Here is a 26881-nt window from a genome sequence, read left to right on the forward strand (position 1 = left end):
GGAGTAAATAAAAAATATGAAGCAGATATTTAAAGATTTTATTTTAAAATATGTTGGATATGGAGAATCATATATATTTGCTCAAAATATATATGAGAAGCTTAAAAATATTTCTGTTTATTTTAAAAAATATAAAAAAAAGTGTATTAATAGTTTAGATATATTTATAAGAATATTGGTACTATATAAAGAAAATAGTACAAGTGAATGTAATGAAAGCGAGATAAAAACATTAGCTAGAAGAATAGCTGTACCTATTACAAATAAAAATACACCATTAGTGAGTATAATTATACCTAATAAAGATGGATTAAAATATTTGAAGGTATTAATATCTTCTTTAAAAATGAATACTATATATAGGAACTATGAAGTAATCATAGTTAACAATAAGAGTAGTAATAAATTGCAAAAATATTTTAAGAAGGTTAATTTTAATAATTTAAAATGTGTTTATAGTTATGAAAATTTAGATTTTTTTGACAGCATTAATTTAGGAGTTCAAAATTCAAAAGGAGAATATTTGGTTTTTCTTGATAATCGAACTATTCCTCTTTATGGTTGGTTAAGCGAAATGGTTAGGACTTTTGAGAATCAATCAAATTGCGGAATTGTAGGATCTAAGTTAATGTATAATTGCATAGGAAAAAGATGCATACAATATGAAGGTATTAAATTTAACACATATAAAGAAGATATAAATTCTTATAATTTAGAAAACTATACATCTTATTCTCATGATAATTATGATGAATACGAAAAGGAAGTACCAGCTATAAATAGTTATTGTATGTTTACTAATAGAGAAATTTTTAAACAAGTGAATGGTTTTGATACAAGACTTTACTTTGAAAAAGAGGATATAAATTACTGTTTGAAAGTACAAGCTATTAATAAAAAGGTTTTTATAAGTAAGAAATCTTTAGTACTTTGTAAAGGTTTTTTAACCGAAATAAAAACAAATAATAATGAATTAAAAATGAAAAATAATGATAAATATATATACGCTAAAGATTTAGGAAAACAACTTAGACAAGACATTTGGGAAGAAAAATTAAATGGTAAAGAATTTTTCTGGACAGAATCAACTCTAAATATTGGTTTCTTAGTTACAGAGTATTCTCCATATACAACTGCTGGAGATTTATTTTCGGCAAATGGACTCGGAGAAGAGTTAGAAAAAATATTTGGATATAAAACTTTTTATTTTCCAAGAATGCCTATTTATGAATGGGATAAAATTCCTCAATCTATAGATGTAATAATTTCTATGAGACATGATTTTGATATTAGAATTTCTGATATATCTTCTAGAACTCTAAAGCTTGCCTGGATTAGAGGTTCTATTAAAGACTGGTTAAATAAACCATGGATTTACAATTATGATGGTATTATTACTTCATCAAATATTGCTTTGAAAGAAGCAAGAAAAGTAGTTGGAGATGATAAGTGCTGGGGGGTAGTTCCTTTAGCTGTTCCTCCAGATACTTTAAAAGAAAAGATAGATATAGAACGAGATATAGATATAAGTTTTGTAGGAAATATTTTTGAAGTACCTAGAGATATAGTAAGAAATCTTAATTTAGATAAAGGGTTTAATTTTCACTTTTATGGAAGGCTTGAAGGTGGAATGAATCATCCTTGGGAACTTTATCATAAAGGTGTAGTTAAGCATAAAGATTTATATAAAATTTATAGTAGAAGTAAAATTGTTATAGAAGATACAGCATCCTTTAATAAAGGAACTGTAAATCTAAGAGTTTTTGAGGCAGCAGCATGTGGAGCACTTGTAATTGCAAATGAAACTCCTGGAATAGAGGAGTTATTTGGAGAAAATATTATTATATATAAAAATAAAGAAGATTTAACACAAAAAATACAATATTACTTAGAAAATGAAGAAGAGAGAGTAAAACAAGCAGAAAAAGTAAGGGAAATAGTTGTTAATAATCATACTTTTAATCATAGAGCTAAAGAATTTAAAGATATAATTGATTCGGTTGTTTTAAATGAGAAAAAAACTATTTAATTTAGCAAATAATAATCATTGTAATTTGTATAAAATCTATAACAAATTACAATGATTATATAGCTGAATAAAATGCTAAGGAGTGATCTATATTAGAAAAGTGTCAGTAATTGGTTCAGGATATGTAGGACTTGTTGCTGGAACATGTCTTGCTGACTTTGGACTTAATGTAATATGTGTTGATAATGATGAATATAAAATAGAAGGATTAAAAAAAGGAATATTACCTATATATGAACCAGGACTTGATAATTTAGTAAAGAGAAATATGCATTATAAAAGACTTCATTTTACAACTGATATAAAAAAAGCAGTAGAGGAAAGTGAAGTAATATTTATAGCAGTAGGCACTCCTCCAAAAGATGATGGAAGTGCGGACCTTAAATATGTACTTAAGGTGGCTGAAGATATAGCTAAATATATGAATGGATATAAAGTTATAGTGGACAAATCTACAGTACCTATAGGGACTGGTCAAAAAGTTAAAAAAGTAGTCACTGATATTCTTAAGGAAAGAGTAGTAGATTACAAATTTGATGTGGTGTCTAATCCTGAGTTTTTAAGGGAAGGATCAGCTATACATGACTTTACTCATCCAGATAGAGTTGTAATAGGCAGTGATACAAAAAAGGCTGCTAGTATAATGAAAGACGTATATAGAGTACTGTATTTAAATGAAACACCATTTGTAGAAACTAATATAGAAACAGCAGAAATGATAAAATATGCTTCGAATGCATTTTTAGCTATGAAGATAACGTACATAAATGAAGTTGCTAATCTATGTGAAAAAGTAGGAGCCAATGTACAACATGTTGCAAAAGCAATGGGTAGAGATGGTAGAATAAGCCCTAAGTTTTTACATGCAGGTCCTGGATATGGAGGTTCTTGTTTTCCTAAGGATACGAGAGCTTTAGCTAATATAGCAAGAGAATATGGTGAAACAATATCCTTAATAGAAGAAACTGTAAAAGCTAATGAAAGACAAAAGTTTAAAATGGTAGAAAAAATAAGGAGTGCTATAGGAAGTTTAGAAGGAAAAACTTTAGGAATACTAGGTATAACTTTTAAGCCTAAGACTGATGATATGAGAGAATCCCCTTCATTAGTAATATTAACAGAACTTGCAAAACTTGGGGCTAAAATGAAGATATTTGATCCAGAAGCTAAAAAAGAATCTGAATGGAGATTAGAACATATAAAAGATTGCATAGAGTTTTGTGAAGATGAGTATGAAGCAAATATTAATACAGATGCATTAGTTATAATAACAGAGTGGCATCAGTTTAGAAATATGGATTTAGATAGATTAAAAGAAACTATGAAAGATAACTATTTTTTTGATTTAAGAAATATATATGAAAAAGAAATAGTAGAAGAAAAAGGTTTTAAGTATTTTGGAGTAGGAGTTTAATATTAATATGAAAATATCTATAGTCATTCCAAATTATAATGGGAAAAATTATTTAAAAGAGTGCTTAAATTCTTTATTAAAACAATCTTTTGACAAATTTGAAATAATAATAATAGATAATGATTCAAAAGATGGAAGTATAGAATACTTAAAAGATAACTATAAAAATATAATAGTAAAGAAATTAAAAAAAAATTATGGATTTTCTAAGGCTGTAAATGAAGGGATAAAAATATCTAAAGGAGAATATGTTGTACTTTTAAATAACGATACAGAAGTTGATGAATATTGGCTTGAAAATTTATATGGATGTATAAAAAATGATAAGAATATATTTTCTGTTTCATCTAAAATGATTCAATATTATAATAAAAATTTAATAGATGATGCGGGTGATGAGTATACGTTACTTGGATGGACTTTAAAAACTGGGGACGGAAAATCTGCAAATAAATATGATAAAAAAAGAGAAATATTTAGTTCATGTGCAGGCGCTGCTATATATAGGAAAAAAATATTTGATGAAATAGGATATTTTGATGAGAATTTCTTTGCATATATGGAAGATGTTGACATGGGATATAGATCTAAAATTTATGGATATAAAAACATATACTGTCCAGATGCTATAGTTTATCATATAGGAAGTGGAACGACTGGGAGTAGGTATAATGAGTTTAAAGTAAAACTTTCAGCAAGAAATAATATATATGTTCCATATAAAAATATTCCTGTTTTACAACTAATCATTAATTTCCCGTTTTTAATATTAGGTTTTTTGATTAAATATTTATTTTTCACTAAAAAAGGATTTGGAAAAATATACCTAAATGGATTAAAAGAAGGACTTACTACTTTAAATAAAATAGAAAAAATAAAATATAAAAATAAAAACTTTTTGAATTATTTATTAATAGAGTTGAATTTAATAGAAAATACTTCGAAATATTTCATTCAAAAAATATTAAAGTTTTAGATTAATAGGAGGAAGCTGAAAATGATAAAAATAATGACTATATTTGGGACAAGACCAGAAGCAATAAAAATGGCTCCACTTGTTAAAGAATTAGAAAAAAGAGAAGAAATACAATCTATAGTCTGTGTAACTGCACAACATAGAGAAATGCTTGATCAAGTTTTAGAGTTATTTAATATAAGTCCGGATTATGATTTAGATATAATGAAATCAGGGCAAACTATAACAGGAATAACTAATAGAGTGCTATCTGGTCTTGAAGAAGTACTAGTAAAAGAAAAGCCAGATATGGTATTAGTACATGGAGATACTACAACTACTTTTGCAGGATCTTTGGCAGCATTTTATAACCAAATTGAAATAGGTCATGTAGAGGCTGGACTTAGAAGTCATAATATTTACTCTCCGTATCCTGAAGAAATGAATAGAAGTTTAGTGGGAAGAATTACAAACATACATTTTGCACCTACAAAGAAAAATAAATCAAACTTAATATCAGAAAATATAAAAGAAGAAAATATAGTTATGACTGGAAATACAGTTATAGATGCGTTATTAGAAGTTGTTGAAAATAATTATAAATTTAAAGATGAAAATGTACATAAAGTTGATTTTAAAAATAAAAAAGTAATTCTATTAACTTCACATAGAAGAGAAAATCTAGGAAAACCTATGGAAAATATATTTACAGCAGTAAAAAGTTTAGTACAAGAGAATGAAAATATAGAAGTAGTATTTCCGGTACATTTAAATCCAAAGGTTAGAGAAATATCTAATAAAATTCTTTCTGGACATAATAGAATTCATTTAATAGAACCTATGGATTATAAACCTTTTGCTAATTTAATTAATAAAGTAGATATAGTAATGACAGATTCGGGTGGGATTCAAGAAGAAGCTCCAGCGTTGGGAAAACCAGTTGTAGTTTTAAGATCTGAAACAGAGAGACCAGAAGCAGTAGAAGCTGGGACAGTTAAAGTTGTAGGAACAGAAATAGACTGTATATATCAAACTGTAAATAAATTAATAAATAATGAAGAAGAGTATAACAAGATGGCAAATGCAGTAAACCCATATGGAGATGGGAAAGCTTGTAGGAGAATTGTTGATTCAATATTATATAAATTCAATAAATCAAAAATTAAACCTACAGAATTTAATATATAAATATATATTAAAAATAAAAAGAATCCATTTAATATAAAATCATATATTATTTTGTGTTAAAATAATATATGATTTTATATTTTGAGGAGAAATGATATGAAAAATATAGATGTATCTATAATAATAGTAAATTTTAAGACATATGAGCTTACAAAACAGACTGTAAACTCTATATTATCTAAAAATCACTATATTAATTACGAGATAATACTTGTGGATAATAATTCTAGTGATGAAAGTATAGAAAAATTGGAAGTTGATTTTAAACAACAAATAGAAAACAGATTAATAAAGACAATAAAAAACGATTCCAATTTAGGATTTTCGAAGGCTAATAATATAGGTATACGTAAATCAGAAGGAGAGTATGTATTAATACTAAATTCAGATACTGTAGTTGTAGAAGATTGCCTTGATAGATGTATAGAGTACATAAAAAAAGACTCTAATATTGGGGCTTTAGGGAGTAAGGTAGTTTTACCAGATGGTAATTTAGATAAGCCTTGTAAAAGAGGATTTCCAACTCCAAAAGCATCTTTATGTTATATGTTGAAGCTAGATAAGTTATATCCAAATAAAAAAAGTTTTGGAGAATATAACTTAACATATTTATCTGAAGATGACATAAATGAAGTAGATTCTTTAGTTGGTGCATTTATGATAATACCAAGACGAGTTATAGATGAAGTTGGAATGCTAGATGAAGATTTTTTTATGTACGGAGAAGATATAGATTGGTGCTATAGAATAAAAAAAGCTGGATATAAGATAATATATTATCCAAAATCTCAAATAATACATTATAAAGGATCTAGTGCAAAGAAGAAGAGATTTAAGACTATATATGAATTTCATAGAGCTATGTACTTATTTTATAATAAGCATTATAAATCGAAGTATAGTATACTTACTACATTGCTTGTGTATTCAGGTATAAGCTTTAGATTAATTCTTACACTACTTATTAATTTATTCAAAAAATAAGGGACTGATTGATATGATAAAACAAAATCAAAAACATTTAAATATTTTATTGGTATTAATAGATTCTATTTCTATATTTATATCTTTTCTTATATCTTGGTATATAAGATTTCAAAGTGGTTTTATGAAAGTAGCTAGCGGACATTTAACATTAGAAGAGTATATGAAACCTATTTTGATTATAATACCTGTGTATCTTATTATATATAGCATGTTTAGTCTTTACGTTCCACATAGATTTAAGAATATATTTCATGAGTTTTTTAACATATTAAAATCAAATGTATTTGGACTTCTGATACTTATAAACATGCTGTATGTATATAAAGAAGTTCACTATTCAAGATACCTATTACTTATATTCGTAATTACTACTACCACGGTGACTATAGGTGAAAGAGGTTGTATAAGATTAATTCTTAGAAATATGCGTAAAAAAGGATATAACTTGAAACATTCTTTAGTAATAGGTTGTAGTGAGTTGACTACGGAATTTTTAAAAAGAGTTAGAAAAAATAAACATTGGGGATACAATATAATTGGGATATTTGATGATAATAAAGATATAGATTCTAAATTTGAAGAATTAAATGTTATAGGTCGAAATTATGACCTTGAAGGGTATATTGCTACTCATCATATAGATGAGGTGATTATAACTTTAGACATAAGTGAGTATGAAAAATTAAAATGGGTTATAGGAGTATGTGAAAAAAGTGGAGTTAGAACTCAAATCATACCTGGCTATTATAAATATATACCGGCAAGACCATATGTTGAGGAGATAGAAGGTCTTCCTATTATAAACATAAGGCATGTACCACTTGATAATTTAGTGAATAAATTCGTTAAGAGAGTTCTTGATATATTAGGAGCTTCTATAGCTATAATACTATTCTCACCTATAATGATAATAACTGTTATAGGTATAAAGATTACATCTCCAGGGCCTATTATATTTAATCAAGAAAGAATCGGGCTTAACAGAAAAAAATTCAACATGTACAAGTTCAGATCTATGAATGTTCAAAAAGATGAAGAAGAAAAAGTACAGTGGACTACTAAAAATGATCCACGTAAAACAAAATTTGGATCTTTCATAAGAAAGACAAGTATAGATGAACTTCCTCAGTTATTTAATGTTTTAAAAGGGGATATGAGCCTTATAGGACCAAGACCAGAAAGACCTTATTTTGTAGATAAATTTAAGGAAGAAATACCAAAATATATGATAAAGCATCAAGTAAGGCCTGGAATTACGGGTTGGGCTCAAATCAGTGGATGGAGAGGAGATACATCTATTGAAAAGAGAATAGAGTATGATCTTTATTATATAGAAAATTGGAATATTATATTCGATATTAAGATACTTTTTTATACAGTGTTTAAAGGTTTTGTAAATAAGAATGCATATTAAGGGGGATATAGATGGCGATACTAGTTACAGGGGGAGCAGGCTATATAGGAAGTCACGCTATAAAGTATATTTTAGAAGAAAACGAAGAAATAATAGTTGCGGACAATTTTTCAACAGGACATAAAGAAGCTTTATTCGGAGGAAAGCTTTATGAGGGAGATATAAGGGATGAACAGTTCTTAGATAAGGTATTTAAAGAAAATAGCATAGAAGGCGTCATACACTTTGCAGCGAGTTCATTAGTTGGAGAAAGTATGATTGACCCGTATAAGTATTATGATAATAATGTTAGTGGAACACTTTGCTTATTAAAGAAGATGAATGAGTACAATGTAAATAAGATAGTGTTCTCATCGACAGCTGCAACTTATGGAGAGCCTAATAATATACCTATACTTGAAGCAGAGGATACATATCCCACTAATACTTACGGAGAAACTAAGCTATCTATGGAGAAGATGATGAAGTGGTTTGATAAAGCCTATGGGATAAAATACATATCCCTAAGATACTTCAATGCAGCAGGAGCTCATGAAAGTGCAAAAATAGGAGAAAACCACAAAGTAGAAACTCATTTAATACCATTAATACTTCAAGTACCTCTTGGAAAAAGAGAGCATATATATATTTTTGGTGATGATTACAATACGGAAGATGGAACTTGTATAAGAGATTATATACACGTTATGGACTTAGCATCAGCTCATTATTTAGCTTTTGAACATCTAAGAAAAGGAAATGATAGTGATATATTCAACTTAGGAAATGGAAAAGGTTTTTCAGTTAAAGAAGTTATAGAAACAGCTAGAAAAGTTACAAATCATTTAATACCAGCAGTTATTGAAGGAAGAAGAGCAGGAGACCCAGCCGTTTTAATAGCATCTAGCGATAAAGCTAGAAAAGTGCTTGGATGGGAGCCTAAGTACGATGATTTAGAATATATAATAAGGACTGCTTGGAATTGGCATAAAAATTAGAAACTAACCAATGGTTTGAAGGTTATTGTTTTTTGTTCTATCCCCCGATAGTGAAATTTTAAAGTTAAGATACACATTTGAAAATATTTCTATAAAAATATAAACAATTGCTTTTAAATATTTTGCTTAGAAACTTAGTCTTTGACGTTTAATAATAAGTTAAGAAGTTTCGTTGTTTGACCGTAGGGAGTTCAGAAACTTTAGGATTATTAATAAGACAAGGACTTAGTTTCTTCAAAATTTTATGAAATTGTGTTATTTTTCTAGAAATATTTTTCGGAAAGGAGCAAAAATAAAATGAACAAAATACTTGTTACAGGGGCTAAAGGACAGTTAGGTATAGATGTTGTGAATTATCTATCTAAAAGTTACGAGGTTATTGGATTAGATAAGGATGATTTGGATATAACTAACTTAGAAAGTGTTTTAAATTGCATAAATGAAGTAAATCCAGATGTAGTAATCAACTGTGCTGCATATACTAATGTTGATGGGTGTGAGGAGAATCAGGATTTAGCTTATAAGATAAATGGTATAGGTGCTAGGAATTTAGCTATAGCATCTAATCATAATGCTATAAAGCTGGTTCATATATCTACGGATTTTGTATTCGATGGAGAGACTGATAGTGTTTATACTGAGTTTGATGGAACTAATCCTATTAGCGTATATGGAAAGAGTAAGAAAGCTGGGGAGGATTTTATAAAGAAGATGAGTTCTAAGTATTTTATACTTAGAACAGCATGGCTGTACGGTAAGAATGGAAATAATTTTGTAAAAACTATGCTGAGATTAGCAGAAACTAATGATACATTAAAGATAGTAGATGATCAGGTTGGGACGCCTACATTTACGGAGGATTTGGTAGAAGTTATAGCCATGGTTATAAAGACTGAAAAATACGGAACATACCATGTATCTAACGATGGGAAATGCAGTTGGTATGAATTTGCAAAAAAGATATTTGAACTAGCTAATGTAGATATTGAAGTACTATCGATAACAACAGAAGAATTAGGAAGACCAGCAAAACGACCTAAATACTCAGTTATGAGAAACTATATGTTAGAACTAGAATTTGATTATCACATAAGATCGTGGGAATCAGCCCTTGAAAAATATTTTAAATAGAGGAGGTTATTATGGTGTATTTAAAAATATATGAAGAATGGATTAATGACCCTTATTTTAAAGATGTTAAAGATGAACTTCTAAATATAAAAGATGATAATAATGAAATAGAAGATAGATTTTACAAAAATTTAGAGTTTGGAACGGCAGGGCTTAGAGGTATAATAGGTGCTGGTACTAATAGAATGAACAAATACACCGTAAGACGTGCTACTTTTGCTCTTAGTAATAAGATAATCAATGAAGGAGATAGCGCAAAAGATAGAGGAGTAGTAATAGCACACGACAATAGACATAAGTCTAGAGAGTTTTGTATAGAAACTGCTAAGACTTTAGCTGCTTGTGGCATAAAAGCTTACATATTCGATGATTTAAGGACTACGCCTGAGCTTTCTTTCGCTATTAGATATCTAAATGCTATATCTGGTATTGTTATAACTGCAAGCCATAATCCACCTGAATATAACGGATATAAGGTATATTGGGAGGATGGAGCTCAGATACTTCCTGATGTTGCAAAAGAGATAATAAATGAGGTTGAGAAGATACAAGACTATAGTATTATACCTAGTATAGATTATCATGAAGCTATAGACAAAAAACTTATAATAGAGTTATCTGATGAAGTAGATACAGCGTTTATAGAGGCTATTAAAAAACAATCTTTAAGATCAGATGTTATACATAAAGTTTCTGATGATTTTAAGATAGTATTTACACCTCTTCATGGAACCGGAAATATACCTGTTAGAAGAGTTTTAAAGGAACTTGGATTTGAAAATGTAATGGTCGTTAAAGAACAAGAGATGCCGGACGCTGACTTTAGTACCGTTGAATATCCAAATCCTGAGGAAAAAGAGGCTTTAAAGCTTGGAATAGAGCTTGCTAAAAAAGAAAATGCAAATTTAGTTATAGGAACAGACCCTGATTGTGATAGAGTAGGAATAGCTGTTAAAAATAATGATGAATATGTATGTCTTAGTGGAAATCAAGTTGGAGCATTAATGACTAAGTATATTCTAGATAATTTAAGTAAAGACAACAAACTTCCTAACAATAGTGTAATTATAAATACTATAGTTACGTCTGATCTTGGAGAAAAAATAGCTAAATCTTATGGTGTTGAGACTTTAAAAACTTTAACTGGATTCAAATTTATAGGAGAGAAAATAAAGGAATTTGAACAAAATAAAGATAAAAACTTTGTAATAGGATATGAGGAAAGCTATGGATATTTAGTTGGAACTCATGCAAGAGACAAGGATGCAGTTGTAGCATCTATGCTTATATGTGAAATGGCAGCTTATTATTATTCTAAAGGGTTAAATTTATGCGATGAGCTAAAAGAGATATACAAGGAATATGGATATTATAAAGAAGGATTAAAATCCATAACCTTAAAAGGTAAATCTGGAAATGATAAAATACAAAATATAATAAAGTTCTTTAGAGAAAATAGTATGGAAAGCATAGGAAGCTTTAAGATATCTGATATAAAAGATTATCAAAACGGAATAGATAGTTTACCAAAGTCTAATGTATTAAAGTATATACTAGATGATAATTCTTGGTTTACAATAAGACCTTCTGGGACTGAGCCTAAGATTAAATTCTATTTTTCTGTTGATTCAGATTCACAAAAAGAATCAGATGATAAGCTAAATAATTTAATCAAAATTGTAATGAAAAAAATAGAAGAAATATAATATCTTTATATGGAAACAATAATCCTAAGTGAGTTTGCTTAGGATTATTTACTTACTAGGAAATTATATAACTTTCAATTTGAGGATAACGTTGATTGAATTACTAAATTTGCAACTATTTTAAGCAACGGAGACCGTAGGGATTGTTGGCGATATGAGTCAGTGCGTAAGCAACTAGACGAATTTTTGTTTAAAAATAGGTATTAATGCCAAAATAATGAATAATAAACTTTAAAAGTTGAAAAATTAATGATAAAATGGAATTTGTGAAATAATAATGTATAAATGCTACTAGGAGGAAAATGTATGATAGATTTTTTAGGCGGCTTAATAAATCCTCACGATAGAAAAATAAATCAAATTAGAAAAAGAGTAGATAATATATTATCTATGGAAGATAGTCTTTCTAATTTAAGTGATGAAGAATTAAAGAATAAAACTGAAGAGTTTAAAAATAGATTAAGAAATGAAGAGACACTAGACATGATACTAGAAGAGGCTTTTGCTGTAGTTAGAGAAGCATCTCATAGAGCTCTTGGAATGAAGCACTTCCCTGTTCAATTAATGGGAGGAATTGTTCTTCACGAAGGAAACATATCGGAAATGAAAACAGGTGAAGGAAAAACGCTTGTTGCAACTCTTCCAACATATCTTAATGCATTAACAGAAAAAGGCGTATTCGTTATAACTGTAAATGAATATCTTGCTCAAAGAGATAAAGAACAAATGGGTAAAATTCATGAATTTTTAGGTCTATCTGTAGGCTTTATAAAAAGACAAATGGATTTTAAGCAGAAAAAGCAGGCTTATGAGTGTGATATAGTATACGGAACTAACTCAGAGTTTGGATTTGATTATTTAAGAGATAATATGGCTATACTTAAAGAACAAATAGTTCAAAGAGAATTGAACTACGCTATAATAGATGAAATTGATTCTATACTTATAGACGAAGCTAGAACACCGCTTATAATGACAGATGAAGCGGCTAGACCATCTCAATATTATATAACAGTAGATAAATTTGCAAAATCATTAAACAAAGAAGATTATGAAAAAGATAATGAAAAAGGAACTATAAATCTTACTGAAAAGGGAATGGATAAGGCAGAGAGAATATTCTCACTTGAAAATATAGTGGATTCAAAAAATGCAGAATTACTACATCATATAAGACAAGCGCTTAGTGCTAATTATGTAATCGAAAAGGATAAGGATTATGTAGTTGATAATGGAGAAGTAGTAATAGTAGATAAATTTACAGGAAGATTAATGCAAGGAAGAAGATTTAGCAATGGACTGCATCAAGCTCTTGAAGCAAAAGAAAATCTTGAAATAAAAAAAGAATCTAAGACAGTTGCTATGATTACATATCAAAACTATTTTAGAATGTTTAATAAAATATCTGGTATGACTGGAACTGCTTATACTGAAAAGTCAGAGTTCAAAGAAACTTATGGAATGGATGTTGTATGTATACCCACTAATAAGCCAGTTAAAAGAGAAGACAAAGAAGACTTAGTATTTAAAACTAAAGAAGCCAAGTTTAAAGCTTTAGTGGATGAAGTTAAGATGAGAAATAATAATAAACAACCCGTTTTAATAGGGACTATATTTATAGATGAATCAGAAGAAATAGCAGAATTACTTGATAAAAGCGGTTTAAAATACAATCTATTAAATGCTAAACAAGATCAAGACGAGGCCCAAATCATAGAAAATGCTGGACAAATAGGAGCTATAACTATAGCTACCAATATGGCTGGTCGTGGAACGGATATTAAATTAAGTAATGAAGTACAAGAACTTGGAGGTCTTTGTGTAATAGGTACTGAAAGGCATGACTCAAGAAGGATAGATAATCAGTTAAGAGGTCGTTCTGGAAGACAAGGAGATCCTGGAGTGTCTCAATTTTATGTATCTTTAGAGGATTCTCTATTCAATAAAGTAAAGCCTGAAATTATGAATACAGTAAAAAAACTTATAGATAAAATGGGTCTTAAAGATGAAGAAGCAATACAGGATAAGATGGTATCTCAATCTATAGAAGGAGTTCAAAAAAATGTAGAAATAAATAATTATAATGCTAGAAAATCTACACTTGAATTCGACCAAATACTTAACAAACAAAGAGAGACTATATATGCAGAAAGAAACAAAATATTAAATGGTGAAGATATGAGCGAGTTTATAAAGGGTATAATATCTGATTTTATAAATGAGAACGTAGATAATTACACTAATATGAGTGAATATGCTGAAGAGTGGGATCTTGAGAAACTTAAATTATATATACAGAATACCATGCATTTAGATATAGACAATTTAATTCCTAAAGACGAACAAGAACTTCAGGACCTAGATAAAGACGATTTAAAAGAAGATATAATAAAAAGAGCTCTTGAAATTTATTCTCAAAAAGAAGAAGAATTAGGACTAGAACAATTAAGATATCTTGAAAGACTAACGCTTATGAAGTCTATAGATGAAAAATGGACTGATCATTTGGATATAGTAGACCAACTAAGACAGGGTATAGGATTCCAACATATTGGAGGTCAAAATCCTATAAGAGTATTTAATAAAGAGGCATTTGAGTTATTTGAAGCTATGATGAGTCAAGTAAAAGAGCTGACTATAAAATCCCTATTCTTACTGGCAAATATCAATTCAAAAGCTAACAATGAAAAGCAGAATTTAGTTCAATTAGAAGATAAGTATAATATTAATAGAAAAAATATGACGAAAATACCAGCTAATACTCCTAGAATTAAGTTTAATATAGATATAAATGCAAGAGAAGAAGTAGCAGCTAATATAGGGATATATTATATGGAAGATGGAAATGAAGAAAATATAGAGGAGTACAACAAAAGTGTCAATATAAAAGGAATATTCTCCATAGAATTTGAAAAACCTAAAGATAGAGACTGGAAAATGGGGTGGCATCAAGTAAAAGTTTTAGTATCAGGTCAAGAAGCTACCATTGTAAATTTCTTGGTTACAGAAGCTGAGCAAAAGCCTAACAACAACGTTCAAGAAATTAAGTTCTTCTCGGAATTATCAGATGAAGTATCATTCTCATTGTCTCTAAAAGGATATAAAGAAGATACTATAAATGCAGGTCTTATGGTTAATGGAAATAAGGAGAATATAATACCGTTGAAGTTTCCAGTACAGGATGAAAAGGTAAAAGTTGCTATATCAAGACCAGACAAAGGATGGGGAGATTCTATATATGAACTTATATTGTTGTTCGAAAATAATAATATAATACTTCCTTTTATAATGGTTGAAGAATTTAGTCAAGATGAAGAAGAACTGAGAATCAAAGTAGATTTAAACATAAAAACTGAAGAAAACATAGAAATGATAGCTCAGTTGATCTATTTAGAAGAAAATGAAGTTATAAAAGAATTACCAGTGACAATGAGTAAATCCGGAAGTTATTTAATTGGTCTTAAAAAAGATCAAATATGGAAGTGTGGAAGATATGAATTTAGAATGAATGCTTTTAAGCAAGTGGCGTTTAAAAAATATTTATTGATAAGCTAAGGATAAGAAGGGAGACAATTTATGAATAAAGGAATAAATATCACAAAATTGATGCAAGAATATATGTGGTTTAGGTACTTACCAGAGACAACTTATAAAACATATATTATGATAGGTCGTTTGCAAAATGAAGACTTAAGAGGAGAAGAAGCTAGTAAAGAATTGTTGACTAAGCAATTCGATATAGAGCATGAAGTGGGACCTTTAAAAGTAGAAAAAGTAAAGGTATTAGAAAAATTAGGACATAAATATCCTACAAATAGATTAGAAGATTTAGAACTGCTTTTAAGCTACAAACTTGTTAAAGTAGTTAAAGATGAAAATGAGAGTTTAGTTTATTTATATAATCTTCCTATGCCAAAGCCAGAAGAAGTTTTAAATTTAGACGAAGAAGAAAAGCAAATTTTAAATAATATAAAATTTGAAATTAAATATCAAAATGAATTTAATAATATTTTGACATTACTAATAAATAGTAATGGAAATTTATTAACTACATTAGATAATATTAAGAATATAACTAAAGTTAAGCATTCCGATATAAAAGAAGTTTTAAATTATTTAGTAGAAGAAGGCTCTATAAAAATAAAAGCAGATAAAGATGTAAAACAACTTAGAAAAAATGATAAAGTTTATATAAGTATTAATAAAGAAATATTTGAACAAAAAAGATTTGTTATAGATTAAAAAAGACCTAAAATTTAGGTCTTTTTTTATTGTAATCAATTTTTAATATATAATTAAATAATTTGTAACACAATTGTAATTGAAATTGTATCAAAAAATGTATATAATTAAGGTTGTCGAATGATGTTGTCGAAAAAAATAGAAAATAACACAGTTTAAGACAAATCAAGATAAATAAGACAAAAAATGACATCTAATTAAATTTAAACCATTTAATAAAATGGAAATTATTATTTAATTTCAAGGAGGAGTACATAATGAAAAATACTAAAAAAGTTCTTTCTTTAGCATTAGCTGGAGCAGTTGTATTCGGATCAATGGGTACATCTTTTGCAGCAGCGCCAGAAATGGGACAAGATACAGATAAAAAAGTTATAGAGGCTGTAGAAAGATTATCAGCTTTTGGAATAGTTAATGGTATGGATGATGGAAAATACCATGAAGAAATGAAAGTTACAAGAGAGCAATTCGCTAAAATATTAGTTGAAGCTTTAGGCCTTGGAAATGCAGCAGCTGCAGCTAATGGAGCTACTAACTTCAATGATGTTGAATCTTCAAGATGGTCTTCGGGATACATAAACGTAGCTGTAGGACAAGGACTAATCAAAGGATATCCAGATGGAACTTTCCAACCAGCATCAGAAGTATCTTATGCAGAAGCTGTAACAATGTTAGTTAGAGGATTAGGATACAAAGATGAGTTCTTGACAGGAAGCTGGCCAGGAAACTACGTAGCAAAAGCTGCTGACGTAAAGATAACTGATGATGTTAAATTTGCAAGTGCAACAGGAAAAGCTGATAGAGGAGCTGTAGCTTTATTAGTAGATAATACTTTAGATGCTAAAGTAGTTAAAGTTTCAAGTTACGAAGATGGAAATGTTAAGTACTATGAGTCTGATGAGTCTTTATTAGCAGATAAATTAGAGATAAAAGAAAAGAAAGATTTAAGATTAGTAGGAAACCAAACTTTGAATTCGAACATAGATTCTGATGAATTAAGATTTGTAGAAACTGAAGGATCTACTCCTGAAACATTAGATTTAGATATGGTTAATGGAGTTAATTCAGATGAATTAATGGGACTTAAAGTTAAAGTATATGTAAATGATGATGATGAAGTTATGTTCATGCAAAGAGATGGAAATGAAGATGTTGTTGTTGATGCTATATCAGATAAAACTGCAGATGATATCACATTGCTTGAAAAAGACGATACATACAAGACAGCAAATACTACTACATATGTTGTAGGAGATTCGAACGTATTAGCAAACAACTTAGTAGGTAAATTCGTAATTGAAGGAAATGAAGTTGTATTCGCTAATTTAATAAAGCCAGAAACTACAATGGTAGTTAAGTCTATAGATGCTGATACTAAAGAGATTAAAGGATCTATAGAAACATCGGAAGAAGAAACTGTGAACCTAAAAGATGATTTCGATAAGTTCCAAATTAAAGATGTTGATGGAAAAGAATTGAAATTAGAAGATATAAAAGCTAACGATGTTGTTTATGTAGCTAAGACTACAATTGAAGGTGACGATGTAGCTGTTGTGACTGTTGTTCAAAATAACACTGTTAAAGGAAAATTAACTAAAGTTAAGTCTGATAAAATAGAAATAGATGACAAAGAGTACGATTTAGCTGCAGGATATGCTAATGCTACTTTCTCTGTGGATAAAGGAGAAGAAATAAATCTGTATGATATAACGGATACAAAGTTAGAGGATGCAGATGATGCTACTATAGTGGCTGTTAAAGATATGATTGGAAGAGTACTATATTTCTCAACTGATGTTAAATCAACTTCGGATGATATATATGCAGTAGTAACTAGAACGTATACTGATGGAGATAGAGTTAAACTTTATATACCAGCTAAAGATGAAGAGGTAACTTATGTTCCAGAGGAAGAAGCAGATATTGCTTCATTAAGTAATGGAGATTTCATAAAGTTCTCACTAAACTCAGATGGAGAAATAGCAGATGGAACTGTAGACAATTCAGCTGAAGATGTAACACTTAAAGCTGGAGATTTAGGAAAGAGCTCTATCGAATTATCTGATAATACTGTATTATCAGTATCAGACTCATCTATATTAATATCTGAAGAAGATGCTACAGCTGGAATAACTACTGATACAGATGATATATCTATAGTTAAGTGGGAAGATATTAAAGAAGATACAGTTGGAGCAGTAGATGCTAAAGTATTCAAGAATGATAAAGGTGAAATAGAAGCTATAATATTCTTAAACAATGGAATATCAACAGCATCTGATTCTAAAGAAGCAGCTTACGTAATAGATACTTGGAAAAAAGGCGATAAGTCATATGCTGAGGTTGCATTTGCAGGTGGAGAAGTTAAAGAATATGAATTAGATACAGCTGTAACTGATGAGAATGGATATGTTGTAGAAATTAAATCAAACGGAACATTAGCAACTACTACAGATTCTAAATTTGCTTCAGTAGCTGGAAGAGTATATGAAAAAGATGGAGATTATATCAAAGTTTATACAGATTCAGATGGAAATGGAGAGTGGAGTACAGGAGAAACTATAAACTCTATTTACTACAGAGTTAATAATGACACTGTAATCTACGAAGATTCAGATAAGAAGAGATATTCTAACATAACTAAGAATGCTGATATCGAAATGATAGTAGAAAGCGGAAAAGAAGTTAGAGTTATAGAAATAAACTAATTATATAAATTATTGAAACCGATGGATTAATCCATCGGTTTTTTTGTGTGTAATACATTTGTAACGATAGTGTAAACCTTGTGTAATTGTAATTAAGGCTATAGGGCTATATAATGGGTAATGTAGACGAGGCAATATAAAATAACTTAAAAGAAGAAAAAACTCTGAATCATAAAAAAAATGACAACTAAGTTTGAGGAGGAATATATAAATGAATAATACTAAAAAAGTTTTATCAGTAGCTTTAGCAGGAGCGTTAGCTTTTGGATCAATGGGAGCGGCTTTTGCTGCAATGCCAGAGATGAAAGAAGATACAGATAAAAAGGTATCAGAAGCTGTAGAGAGATTATCAGCTTTTGGGATAGTAAATGGTATGGACGATGGAAAATATCATGAAGAAATGAAAGTTACAAGAGAGCAGTTTGCTAAGTTATTAGTAGAGACATTAGGGCTTGGAAATGCAGCAAATGCAGCTAATGGTTCAACTCAATTTGCAGATGTTGAATCTTCAAGATGGTCATCAGGATATATCAATGTAGCAGTAGGACAAGGACTAATTAAAGGATATCCAGACGGAACATTCAAACCAGCTCAAGAAGTATCTTATGCAGAAGCTGCGACAATGTTAGTTAGAGCATTAGGATATAAAGATGAGTATTTGCCAGGAAGCTGGCCAGGAAACTATGTAGCTAAAGCTGCAGCAGTTAAAATAACTGATGATGTTAAATTCTCAAATGTATCAGGAACAGCTGATAGAGGAGAAGTAGCATTACTTGTAGATAACACATTAGATGCAAATGTAATAAAGGTTTCAAGTTATGAAGGCGGAACAGTTAAGTACTATGAATCAGATGAATCTTTATTAAATGACAAACTAGATATAACTGAAAAAACTGATTTAAGATTAGTTGGAGATCAATTATTAGATTCAAGTATAGATAAAGATGAATTAAGATTTAAAGATACAGAAGATAATTCAACAAAAGAATTAGATGTAGCTCAAGATGTTAATGCAGATGCTTTAATGGGACTTAAAGTAAAAGTATATGTAAATGCAGATGATGAAGTAATATTTATGCAAAGAGATGGAAATGAAGATGTAGTTGTTGATGCGGTAGCTAGCAAAACTGCTAACGATGTTACATTAGTTGAAGAAGATGAAACTTATGATACTGATAATGCAACAGTATATACATTGGGAGATAGCTCAAATGAATTAGCTTCAAACATGTTAGGTAGATTCATAATAGAAGGAGACGAAGTTGTATTTGCAAATGTAATAAAGCCAGAAGTAAATGCAATGGTAGTTAAATCAGTAGATAAAGATACTAAAGAAATAACAGGATCTATAGAAACATCTGAAGATGAAACAGTAAACTTAGCAGATGATTATGATAAGTTTGAAATAAAAGATGTAAATGGAAAGAAATTAAGCTTAGAAGATATAAAAGCTAACAACGTAGTATATGTAACTAAAACTACAATAGAAGGTGACGACGTAGCTGTTGTAACAGTAGTTCAAAACAATACTATAGAAGGAAAATTAACTAAAATCAAAAGTGATAAAATAGAAATAACTGACAAAGAATACAAAGTATCTGATGTATATGCAAATGCTACATTCTCAGTAGATAATGGAGATGAAATAAAAGATTATTCAGATGCATACACTAATGGAGATACAGATTTAGAAGATGCAGATGATGCAGATATAGTAGCAGTTAAGGATATGTTAGGAAGAGTATTATACTTTGCAACAGATATAGAGTCTACATCAGATGATATATATGGTGTAGTAACAAGAACTTATGCTGACAATGATAGAGTTAAGATATACGTACCAGCTACTGGAGAAGAAGTAACATACAATCCAGAAGAAGAAGCTGATATAGCTACGCTAGTAGCAGGAGATTTCATTAAGTTCTCATTAAACAAAGATGGAGAAATAGCAGATGGAACTATAGACAAATCAGCTCAAGATGTAACTCTTGCAACAGGTGATTTAGGATCAAGCTCTATTAAACTAGATGATGGAACAGTATTATCAGTATCAGATTCATCTATCTTAATATCAGAAGAAGATGCGGCAGCAGGAATTTCAACAGATACAGACGATATATCTTTAATTAAGTGGGATGATATCAAAGAAGATACAGTTGGAGCAGTAGATGCTAAAGTATTCAAGAATGATAAAGGTGAAATAGAAGCTATAATATTCTTAAACAATGGAATATCAACAGCATCTGATTCAAAAGAAGCAGCATATATAATAGATTCTTGGAAAAAAGGTTCAGACACTTATGTTAAAGTAGCTTTAACAAATGGAGAAATTAAAGAGTATAAATTAGATGGAACTTCTATAGTTGACGAAAAAGGATATGTAGTAGAGTTCAAATCAAATGGAGAAATAGCAGTATCAACTGATACTAAATACACAAGTGTATCAGGAAAAGTATATGAGAAAGATGGAGATTACATCAGACTATACACAGATGCAAATGACAACGGAGTTTACGATGCTGGAGATACTTTAGGAAGCACTTACTACAGAGTAGGTAGCGACACTTTAATATACGATGAGGCAGATAAGAAGAGAATATCTAACGTAACTAAGAACACAGATGTAGAAATAATAGTTGAAGATGGAAAAGAAATAAAAGTAATAGATATGAACTAATTAAATAAAAGTTTAGAGGATAAAGGGGTTATGTATTTTACATAACCCCTTATTTTTTAATTATTAGTAAAATTATAATGATTTGAAACATTATGAAGCAAATTTTTTATATTCAATGAAACTATATAATTTGGAATATGTAGATAACATTGATTAGATATCTATACTTGCAACTAGACAAATTTTATGTAATACATTTGTAACGATAGTGTAAACCTTGTGTAATTGTAATTAAGGCTATAGGGCTATATAATGGGTAATGTAGACGAGGCAATATAAAATAACTTAAAAGAAGAAAAAACTCTGAATCATAAAAAAAATGACAACTAAGTTTGAGGAGGAATATATAAATGAATAATACTAAAAAAGTTTTATCAGTAGCTTTAGCAGGAGCGTTAGCTTTTGGATCAATGGGAGCGGCTTTTGCTGCAATGCCAGAGATGAAAGAAGATACAGATAAAAAGGTATCAGAAGCTGTAGAGAGGCTATCAGCTTTTGGAATAGTAAATGGTATGGACGATGGAAAATACCATGAAGAAATGAAAGTTACAAGAGAGCAGTTTGCTAAGTTATTAGTAGAGACATTAGGGCTTGGAAATGCAGCAAATGCAGCTAATGGTTCAACTCAATTTGCAGATGTTGAATCTTCAAGATGGTCATCAGGATATATCAATGTAGCAGTAGGACAAGGACTAATTAAAGGATATCCAGACGGAACATTCAAACCAGCTCAAGAAGTATCTTATGCAGAAGCTGCGACAATGTTAGTTAGAGCATTAGGATATAAAGATGAGTATTTACCAGGAAGCTGGCCAGGAAACTATGTAGCTAAAGCTGCAGCAGTTAAAATAACTGATGATGTTAAATTCTCAAATGTATCAGGAACAGCTGATAGAGGAGAAGTAGCATTACTTGTAGACAACACATTAGATGCAAATGTAATAAAGGTTTCAAGTTATGAAGGCGGAACAGTTAAGTACTATGAATCAGATGAATCTTTATTAAATGACAAACTAGATATAACTGAAAAAACTGATTTAAGATTAGTTGGAGATCAATTATTAGATTCAAGTATAGATAAAGATGAATTAAGATTTAAAGATACAGAAGATAATTCAACAAAAGAATTAGATGTAGCTCAAGATGTTAATGCAGATGCTTTAATGGGACTTAAAGTAAAAGTATATGTAAATGCAGATGATGAAGTAATATTTATGCAAAGAGATGGAAATGAAGATGTAGTTGTTGATGCGGTAGCTAGCAAAACTGCTAACGATGTTACATTAGTTGAAGAAGATGAAACTTATGATACTGATAATGCAACAGTATATACATTGGGAGATAGCTCAAATGAATTAGCTTCAAACATGTTAGGTAGATTCATAATAGAAGGAGACGAAGTTGTATTTGCAAATGTAATAAAGCCAGAAGTAAATGCAATGGTAGTTAAATCAGTAGATAAAGATACTAAAGAAATAACAGGATCTATAGAAACATCTGAAGATGAAACAGTAAACTTAGCAGATGATTATGATAAGTTTGAAATAAAAGATGTAAATGGAAAGAAATTAAGCTTAGAAGATATAAAAGCTAACAACGTAGTATATGTAACTAAAACTACAATAGAAGGTGACGACGTAGCTGTTGTAACAGTAGTTCAAAACAATACTATAGAAGGAAAATTAACTAAAATCAAAAGTGATAAAATAGAAATAACTGACAAAGAATACAAAGTATCTGATGTATATGCAAATGCTACATTCTCAGTAGATAATGGAGATGAAATAAAAGATTATTCAGATGCATACACTAATGGAGATACAGATTTAGAAGATGCAGATGATGCAGATATAGTAGCAGTTAAGGATATGTTAGGAAGAGTATTATACTTTGCAACAGATATAGAGTCTACATCAGATGATATATATGGTGTAGTAACAAGAACTTATGCTGACAATGATAGAGTTAAGATATACGTACCAGCTACTGGAGAAGAAGTAACATACAATCCAGAAGAAGAAGCTGATATAGCTACGCTAGTAGCAGGAGATTTCATTAAGTTCTCATTAAACAAAGATGGAGAAATAGCAGATGGAACTATAGACAAATCAGCTCAAGATGTAACTCTTGCAACAGGTGATTTAGGATCAAGCTCTATTAAACTAGATGATGGAACAGTATTATCAGTATCAGATTCATCTATCTTAATATCAGAAGAAGATGCGGCAGCAGGAATTTCAACAGATACAGACGATATATCTTTAATTAAGTGGGATGATATCAAAGAAGATACAGTTGGAGCAGTAGATGCTAAAGTATTCAAGAATGATAAAGGTGAAATAGAAGCTATAATATTCTTAAACAATGGAATATCAACAGCATCTGATTCAAAAGAAGCAGCATATATAATAGATTCTTGGAAAAAAGGTTCAGACACTTATGTTAAAGTAGCTTTAACAAATGGAGAAATTAAAGAGTATAAATTAGATGGAACTTCTATAGTTGACGAAAAAGGATATGTAGTAGAGTTCAAATCAAATGGAGAAATAGCAGTATCAACTGATACTAAATACACAAGTGTATCAGGAAAAGTATATGAGAAAGATGGAGATTACATCAGACTATACACAGATGCAAATGACAACGGAGTTTACGATGCTGGAGATACTTTAGGAAGCACTTACTACAGAGTAGGTAGCGACACTTTAATATACGATGAGGCAGATAAGAAGAGAATATCTAACGTAACTAAGAACACAGATGTAGAAATAATAGTTGAAGATGGAAAAGAAATAAAAGTAATAGATATGAACTAATTAAAAGCTTAAAAATAATAGCTGGTACAATTATGTACCAGCTATTATTTTTTTATGTTAATATTTAAATAGAAATATTTTCAATATAATATGTTTTGAATATACACTTCAAAAACTTATACTAAATGCCGATATATAGAACATAATGTAAATATTTTAGAGGGGGGATAATATGAGAAAAATAAGCTTAATGTTAATATTTGCAATAATAATTACTATGATACCTATAGATATATCAAATGCTGTAGGGATTACAGATACTCTTAGTCTTAGAACTAGTAAAGAGACTATAAGTAAAAATCAAGTAGGAGTAAATTATGATACAGAATACATAGAAGTGGTATATGGATCTAGTTATACAAAAGATCCATTAAAAGATATAAATACTAGTATAGATATACTAGTGAATGGAACTACAGATAAAGATAATTATAATTTTAGTGTGAATTTAACGGAGCATAAAATTAGAATATCTTCAAAGGATTCAAGTAGAAAGTTGAACCCTAATTCTTTATATACAGTACATATAGTTGCTGGATTATTTAAGGATAGTTCAAGTATTGCTAATCCAGAAATAAACTATAATTTTGTTACAAAATTTAATAATACAAGTCAAACTGGAATTATAGATAATACAGAGTATAGTGCAGGGACTATAATTTATACTTTTATTGATGATATAGAGTTCAATTTTAATGCTAAAGATAATATTCAAAATTATATAACGCTAACATCTTCTTTAACAGATAATCTAAAGGATGAGACTTATGTGGCTGATAATATATCGAACTATGAATGGAATATAGATTCTACAGATAATAAGAAACTTATAGTTAAAAGAGAAGATTTAGGAGATTTTAAGGATCTTTCAAAATATACAGTTACTTTAAAGCCAAACTGTGTGTACCTTAAAAATGCAACTACTATATATAATCAGCAAAATATTATAAACTTTAGTACGGATAATATGAATGATATAGTAAGTAGTACAGATCCTATTGATGGAGATGATAATATAGGCCTACATCCTATTATAAGTGTGAAGTTCAAAGACAAATATCCTATAGATATTAATATAGACAAAACTAAGCTAAGTCTTATATCAGGAAGTGGAGTCACATATACTAATGTTCAAAATTATGTTTATGTTGATAATACATCTAATTCTTTGAAAATAGATATGAATAATTTATATAATGATACTAAATTTGAACTTTCAAAGAGTGAAGAGTATACTGTTAAATTAGCACCTGGAGCTATTGGATTACAAGGGAAATTGAATTCAAGCAATACTTTATTTAGGTACAATAAGGATATAACTTTTAAATTTCAAACTATAAAAGATAGACCTAAGATAGTAGAGACCTATCCTATTAATAGCTCATCAAATAGATTTGATGAAAATAAGTTACATAAAGAGTCGGATGGAACTTATTATTTAACAGCTAAATTTGAAGATTTAGATAAAGGTATTGAATTATATAATGGAAATAAAACTCCTATTGGATTTACTCTTTATGCTGATGGAAGCAGTGAAAATTTGATAGATGAAACTAAGGAGCTTATCTTAGATACAGAAACATATAGTTCCTCTAAAAAAACTTATATGTACATACCTATAAAAGAAAAACCAGGGGCTAACACTAAATACGATTGGTACGTTCCTGGAAATATAGTAGAAAATGGAGCTTTAAATGAATCAGGAGAAAAACTTTTAAATAATGCACAGTCATTCTCATTCACAACAACTCCAATGCCGATAGTTTCAAAGATTGTAGATGCTACTGTAGGTGAGGATTATGACGAAGATGAACCGATAATATTAGAAGGTGGAATGTTCTATTCAGGTGGAGTTAAGGTATACTTTGAAAATGAATTTGGACATAAAGAAAGAGCTGAAAGAGTAGTTATAAATGGTAAAATAGCTAAGGTATATCTTCCGGATGGAAGTGACAGATTAGAACCTGGAACTTATAAGATAATAGTTGAAAATGATGATAATCATAAAACAGTTGTAGAATTTGATACATTAAGCGTTATTAAAAAAGGTGATTTTGCTCCGCTAGAAGATAAGAAAGTAATTAAAGATGATTCTAAGGGGAAAGTTGAACAAAATATGAAGGTTAGTGAAGATACTTTAATACTTAGTTCTTCGTATAAAAAAAAGAGTAGCTTAGAATTAGATTTAGATGAGATTATGGGAGAAGATAGTGTAGTTAGAAAAATAAAGTATGAGGGAAGTAAAAGTAGCGTACATTCAAATATTAATACAAAGTCGAAGTATGCAAATATAGATATATACAATTTAAGACCTATTGATTATGATAGAGATAAGGATATTGTTGTATCTATTGGGAGAGTTGAACCGATAGTTATAGATAGTATAAAGAACAAGTTAAGATCAGTTCATGTAGTATCTGATTTTATACAGGTTACGGGAGATAATTTTACTTTTGAAAGTGTGAATATTAAAATTCCATATGAGTATGCAGGTGATAATATTAATGTTTTAAGATATGATGAAGAAATGAGAAATTGGTATACAGTTCCATTTAGTATCGATAGAGCAGATAATAATGTATATATTAAATCAAGCAAAAAAGGAATATTTGTAGTTGTAGATTAAGGAGGGGAAAT

Annotated in this window: 15 protein-coding genes; all 15 read left to right on the forward strand. The window is 29.3% G+C overall.

Features of this window, described 5'->3' with window-relative positions; translation table 11 throughout:
- Positions 1 to 16 precede the first annotated feature (16 nt).
- Positions 17 to 2029, forward strand: coding sequence for a glycosyltransferase family protein (locus Tmeso_RS09435; protein WP_099190550.1), 2013 nt, complete (start codon positions 17 to 19; stop codon positions 2027 to 2029).
- Positions 2030 to 2111: 82 nt separating this feature from the next.
- On the forward strand, positions 2112 to 3443 hold the full coding sequence (locus tag Tmeso_RS09440; protein WP_330400337.1) for a UDP-glucose dehydrogenase family protein: 1332 nt from the start codon (positions 2112 to 2114) through the stop codon (positions 3441 to 3443).
- Positions 3444 to 3450: 7 nt separating this feature from the next.
- Positions 3451 to 4419 (forward strand): glycosyltransferase family 2 protein, encoded by a 969-nt coding sequence (locus Tmeso_RS09445; protein WP_099190552.1) that lies wholly within the window; start codon positions 3451 to 3453, stop codon positions 4417 to 4419.
- A gap of 15 nt (positions 4420 to 4434) precedes the next feature.
- Entirely contained in the window at positions 4435 to 5586 is a 1152-nt protein-coding gene (wecB, locus tag Tmeso_RS09450) for a non-hydrolyzing UDP-N-acetylglucosamine 2-epimerase (RefSeq protein WP_099190554.1), read from the forward strand.
- A gap of 96 nt (positions 5587 to 5682) precedes the next feature.
- Entirely contained in the window at positions 5683 to 6570 is an 888-nt protein-coding gene (locus Tmeso_RS09455; RefSeq protein ID WP_242967905.1) for a glycosyltransferase family 2 protein, read from the forward strand.
- Positions 6571 to 6583: 13 nt separating this feature from the next.
- Positions 6584 to 7987, forward strand: coding sequence for an undecaprenyl-phosphate glucose phosphotransferase (locus Tmeso_RS09460; RefSeq protein WP_099190556.1), 1404 nt, complete (start codon positions 6584 to 6586; stop codon positions 7985 to 7987).
- A gap of 11 nt (positions 7988 to 7998) precedes the next feature.
- Positions 7999 to 8964 (forward strand): UDP-glucose 4-epimerase GalE, encoded by a 966-nt coding sequence (gene galE, locus Tmeso_RS09465; protein ID WP_099190558.1) that lies wholly within the window; start codon positions 7999 to 8001, stop codon positions 8962 to 8964.
- A 297-nt stretch (positions 8965 to 9261) separates the two neighbouring features.
- A complete protein-coding gene (rfbD, locus tag Tmeso_RS09470) occupies positions 9262 to 10095 on the forward strand; it encodes a dTDP-4-dehydrorhamnose reductase (protein ID WP_099190560.1) in 834 nt (277 codons plus the stop codon).
- 11 nt (positions 10096 to 10106) lie between these two features.
- Positions 10107 to 11801, forward strand: coding sequence for a phospho-sugar mutase (locus tag Tmeso_RS09475; protein ID WP_099190562.1), 1695 nt, complete (start codon positions 10107 to 10109; stop codon positions 11799 to 11801).
- 306 nt (positions 11802 to 12107) lie between these two features.
- A complete protein-coding gene (gene secA / locus Tmeso_RS09480) occupies positions 12108 to 15356 on the forward strand; it encodes a preprotein translocase subunit SecA (protein WP_187296295.1) in 3249 nt (1082 codons plus the stop codon).
- 21 nt (positions 15357 to 15377) lie between these two features.
- Complete coding sequence (locus Tmeso_RS09485) at positions 15378 to 16043, forward strand: DUF6042 family protein (RefSeq protein ID WP_099190566.1); 666 nt, start codon at positions 15378 to 15380, stop codon at positions 16041 to 16043.
- A gap of 257 nt (positions 16044 to 16300) precedes the next feature.
- Positions 16301 to 18751 carry an S-layer homology domain-containing protein gene (locus Tmeso_RS09490; RefSeq protein ID WP_099190568.1) on the forward strand — a complete coding sequence of 817 codons (2451 nt, stop codon included), beginning with the start codon at positions 16301 to 16303 and terminating at the stop codon, positions 18749 to 18751.
- 211 nt (positions 18752 to 18962) lie between these two features.
- Entirely contained in the window at positions 18963 to 21428 is a 2466-nt protein-coding gene (locus Tmeso_RS09495) for an S-layer homology domain-containing protein (RefSeq protein ID WP_099190570.1), read from the forward strand.
- 350 nt (positions 21429 to 21778) lie between these two features.
- Positions 21779 to 24244: an S-layer homology domain-containing protein gene (locus tag Tmeso_RS09500; protein WP_099190570.1), complete on the forward strand. Its 2466-nt coding sequence runs from the start codon at positions 21779 to 21781 to the stop codon at positions 24242 to 24244.
- Between the two features lie 172 nt (positions 24245 to 24416).
- On the forward strand, positions 24417 to 26870 hold the full coding sequence (locus Tmeso_RS09505) for a hypothetical protein (protein WP_099190572.1): 2454 nt from the start codon (positions 24417 to 24419) through the stop codon (positions 26868 to 26870).
- The last annotated feature ends 11 nt before the right edge of the window (positions 26871 to 26881 follow it).

The sequence above is a fragment of the Tepidibacter mesophilus genome, assembly GCF_002724055.1.
GTDB classification, from domain to species: domain Bacteria; phylum Bacillota; class Clostridia; order Peptostreptococcales; family Peptostreptococcaceae; genus Tepidibacter_A; species Tepidibacter_A mesophilus.

What these genes read in the sequence shown, in the direction of transcription:
- Tmeso_RS09435 (WP_099190550.1), top strand. Translation starts at nt 17, where the DNA reads ATGAAGCAGATATTTAAAGATTTTATTTTAAAATATGTTGGATATGGA.
- Tmeso_RS09445 (WP_099190552.1), top strand. Translation starts at nt 3,451, where the DNA reads ATGAAAATATCTATAGTCATTCCAAATTATAATGGGAAAAATTATTTA.
- Tmeso_RS09455 (WP_242967905.1), top strand. Translation starts at nt 5,683, where the DNA reads ATGAAAAATATAGATGTATCTATAATAATAGTAAATTTTAAGACATAT.
- Tmeso_RS09460 (WP_099190556.1), top strand. Translation starts at nt 6,584, where the DNA reads ATGATAAAACAAAATCAAAAACATTTAAATATTTTATTGGTATTAATA.
- galE (WP_099190558.1), top strand. Translation starts at nt 7,999, where the DNA reads ATGGCGATACTAGTTACAGGGGGAGCAGGCTATATAGGAAGTCACGCT.
- rfbD (WP_099190560.1), top strand. Translation starts at nt 9,262, where the DNA reads ATGAACAAAATACTTGTTACAGGGGCTAAAGGACAGTTAGGTATAGAT.
- Tmeso_RS09475 (WP_099190562.1), top strand. Translation starts at nt 10,107, where the DNA reads ATGGTGTATTTAAAAATATATGAAGAATGGATTAATGACCCTTATTTT.
- secA (WP_187296295.1), top strand. Translation starts at nt 12,108, where the DNA reads ATGATAGATTTTTTAGGCGGCTTAATAAATCCTCACGATAGAAAAATA.
- Tmeso_RS09485 (WP_099190566.1), top strand. Translation starts at nt 15,378, where the DNA reads ATGAATAAAGGAATAAATATCACAAAATTGATGCAAGAATATATGTGG.
- Tmeso_RS09490 (WP_099190568.1), top strand. Translation starts at nt 16,301, where the DNA reads ATGAAAAATACTAAAAAAGTTCTTTCTTTAGCATTAGCTGGAGCAGTT.
- Tmeso_RS09495 (WP_099190570.1), top strand. Translation starts at nt 18,963, where the DNA reads ATGAATAATACTAAAAAAGTTTTATCAGTAGCTTTAGCAGGAGCGTTA.
- Tmeso_RS09500 (WP_099190570.1), top strand. Translation starts at nt 21,779, where the DNA reads ATGAATAATACTAAAAAAGTTTTATCAGTAGCTTTAGCAGGAGCGTTA.
- Tmeso_RS09505 (WP_099190572.1), top strand. Translation starts at nt 24,417, where the DNA reads ATGAGAAAAATAAGCTTAATGTTAATATTTGCAATAATAATTACTATG.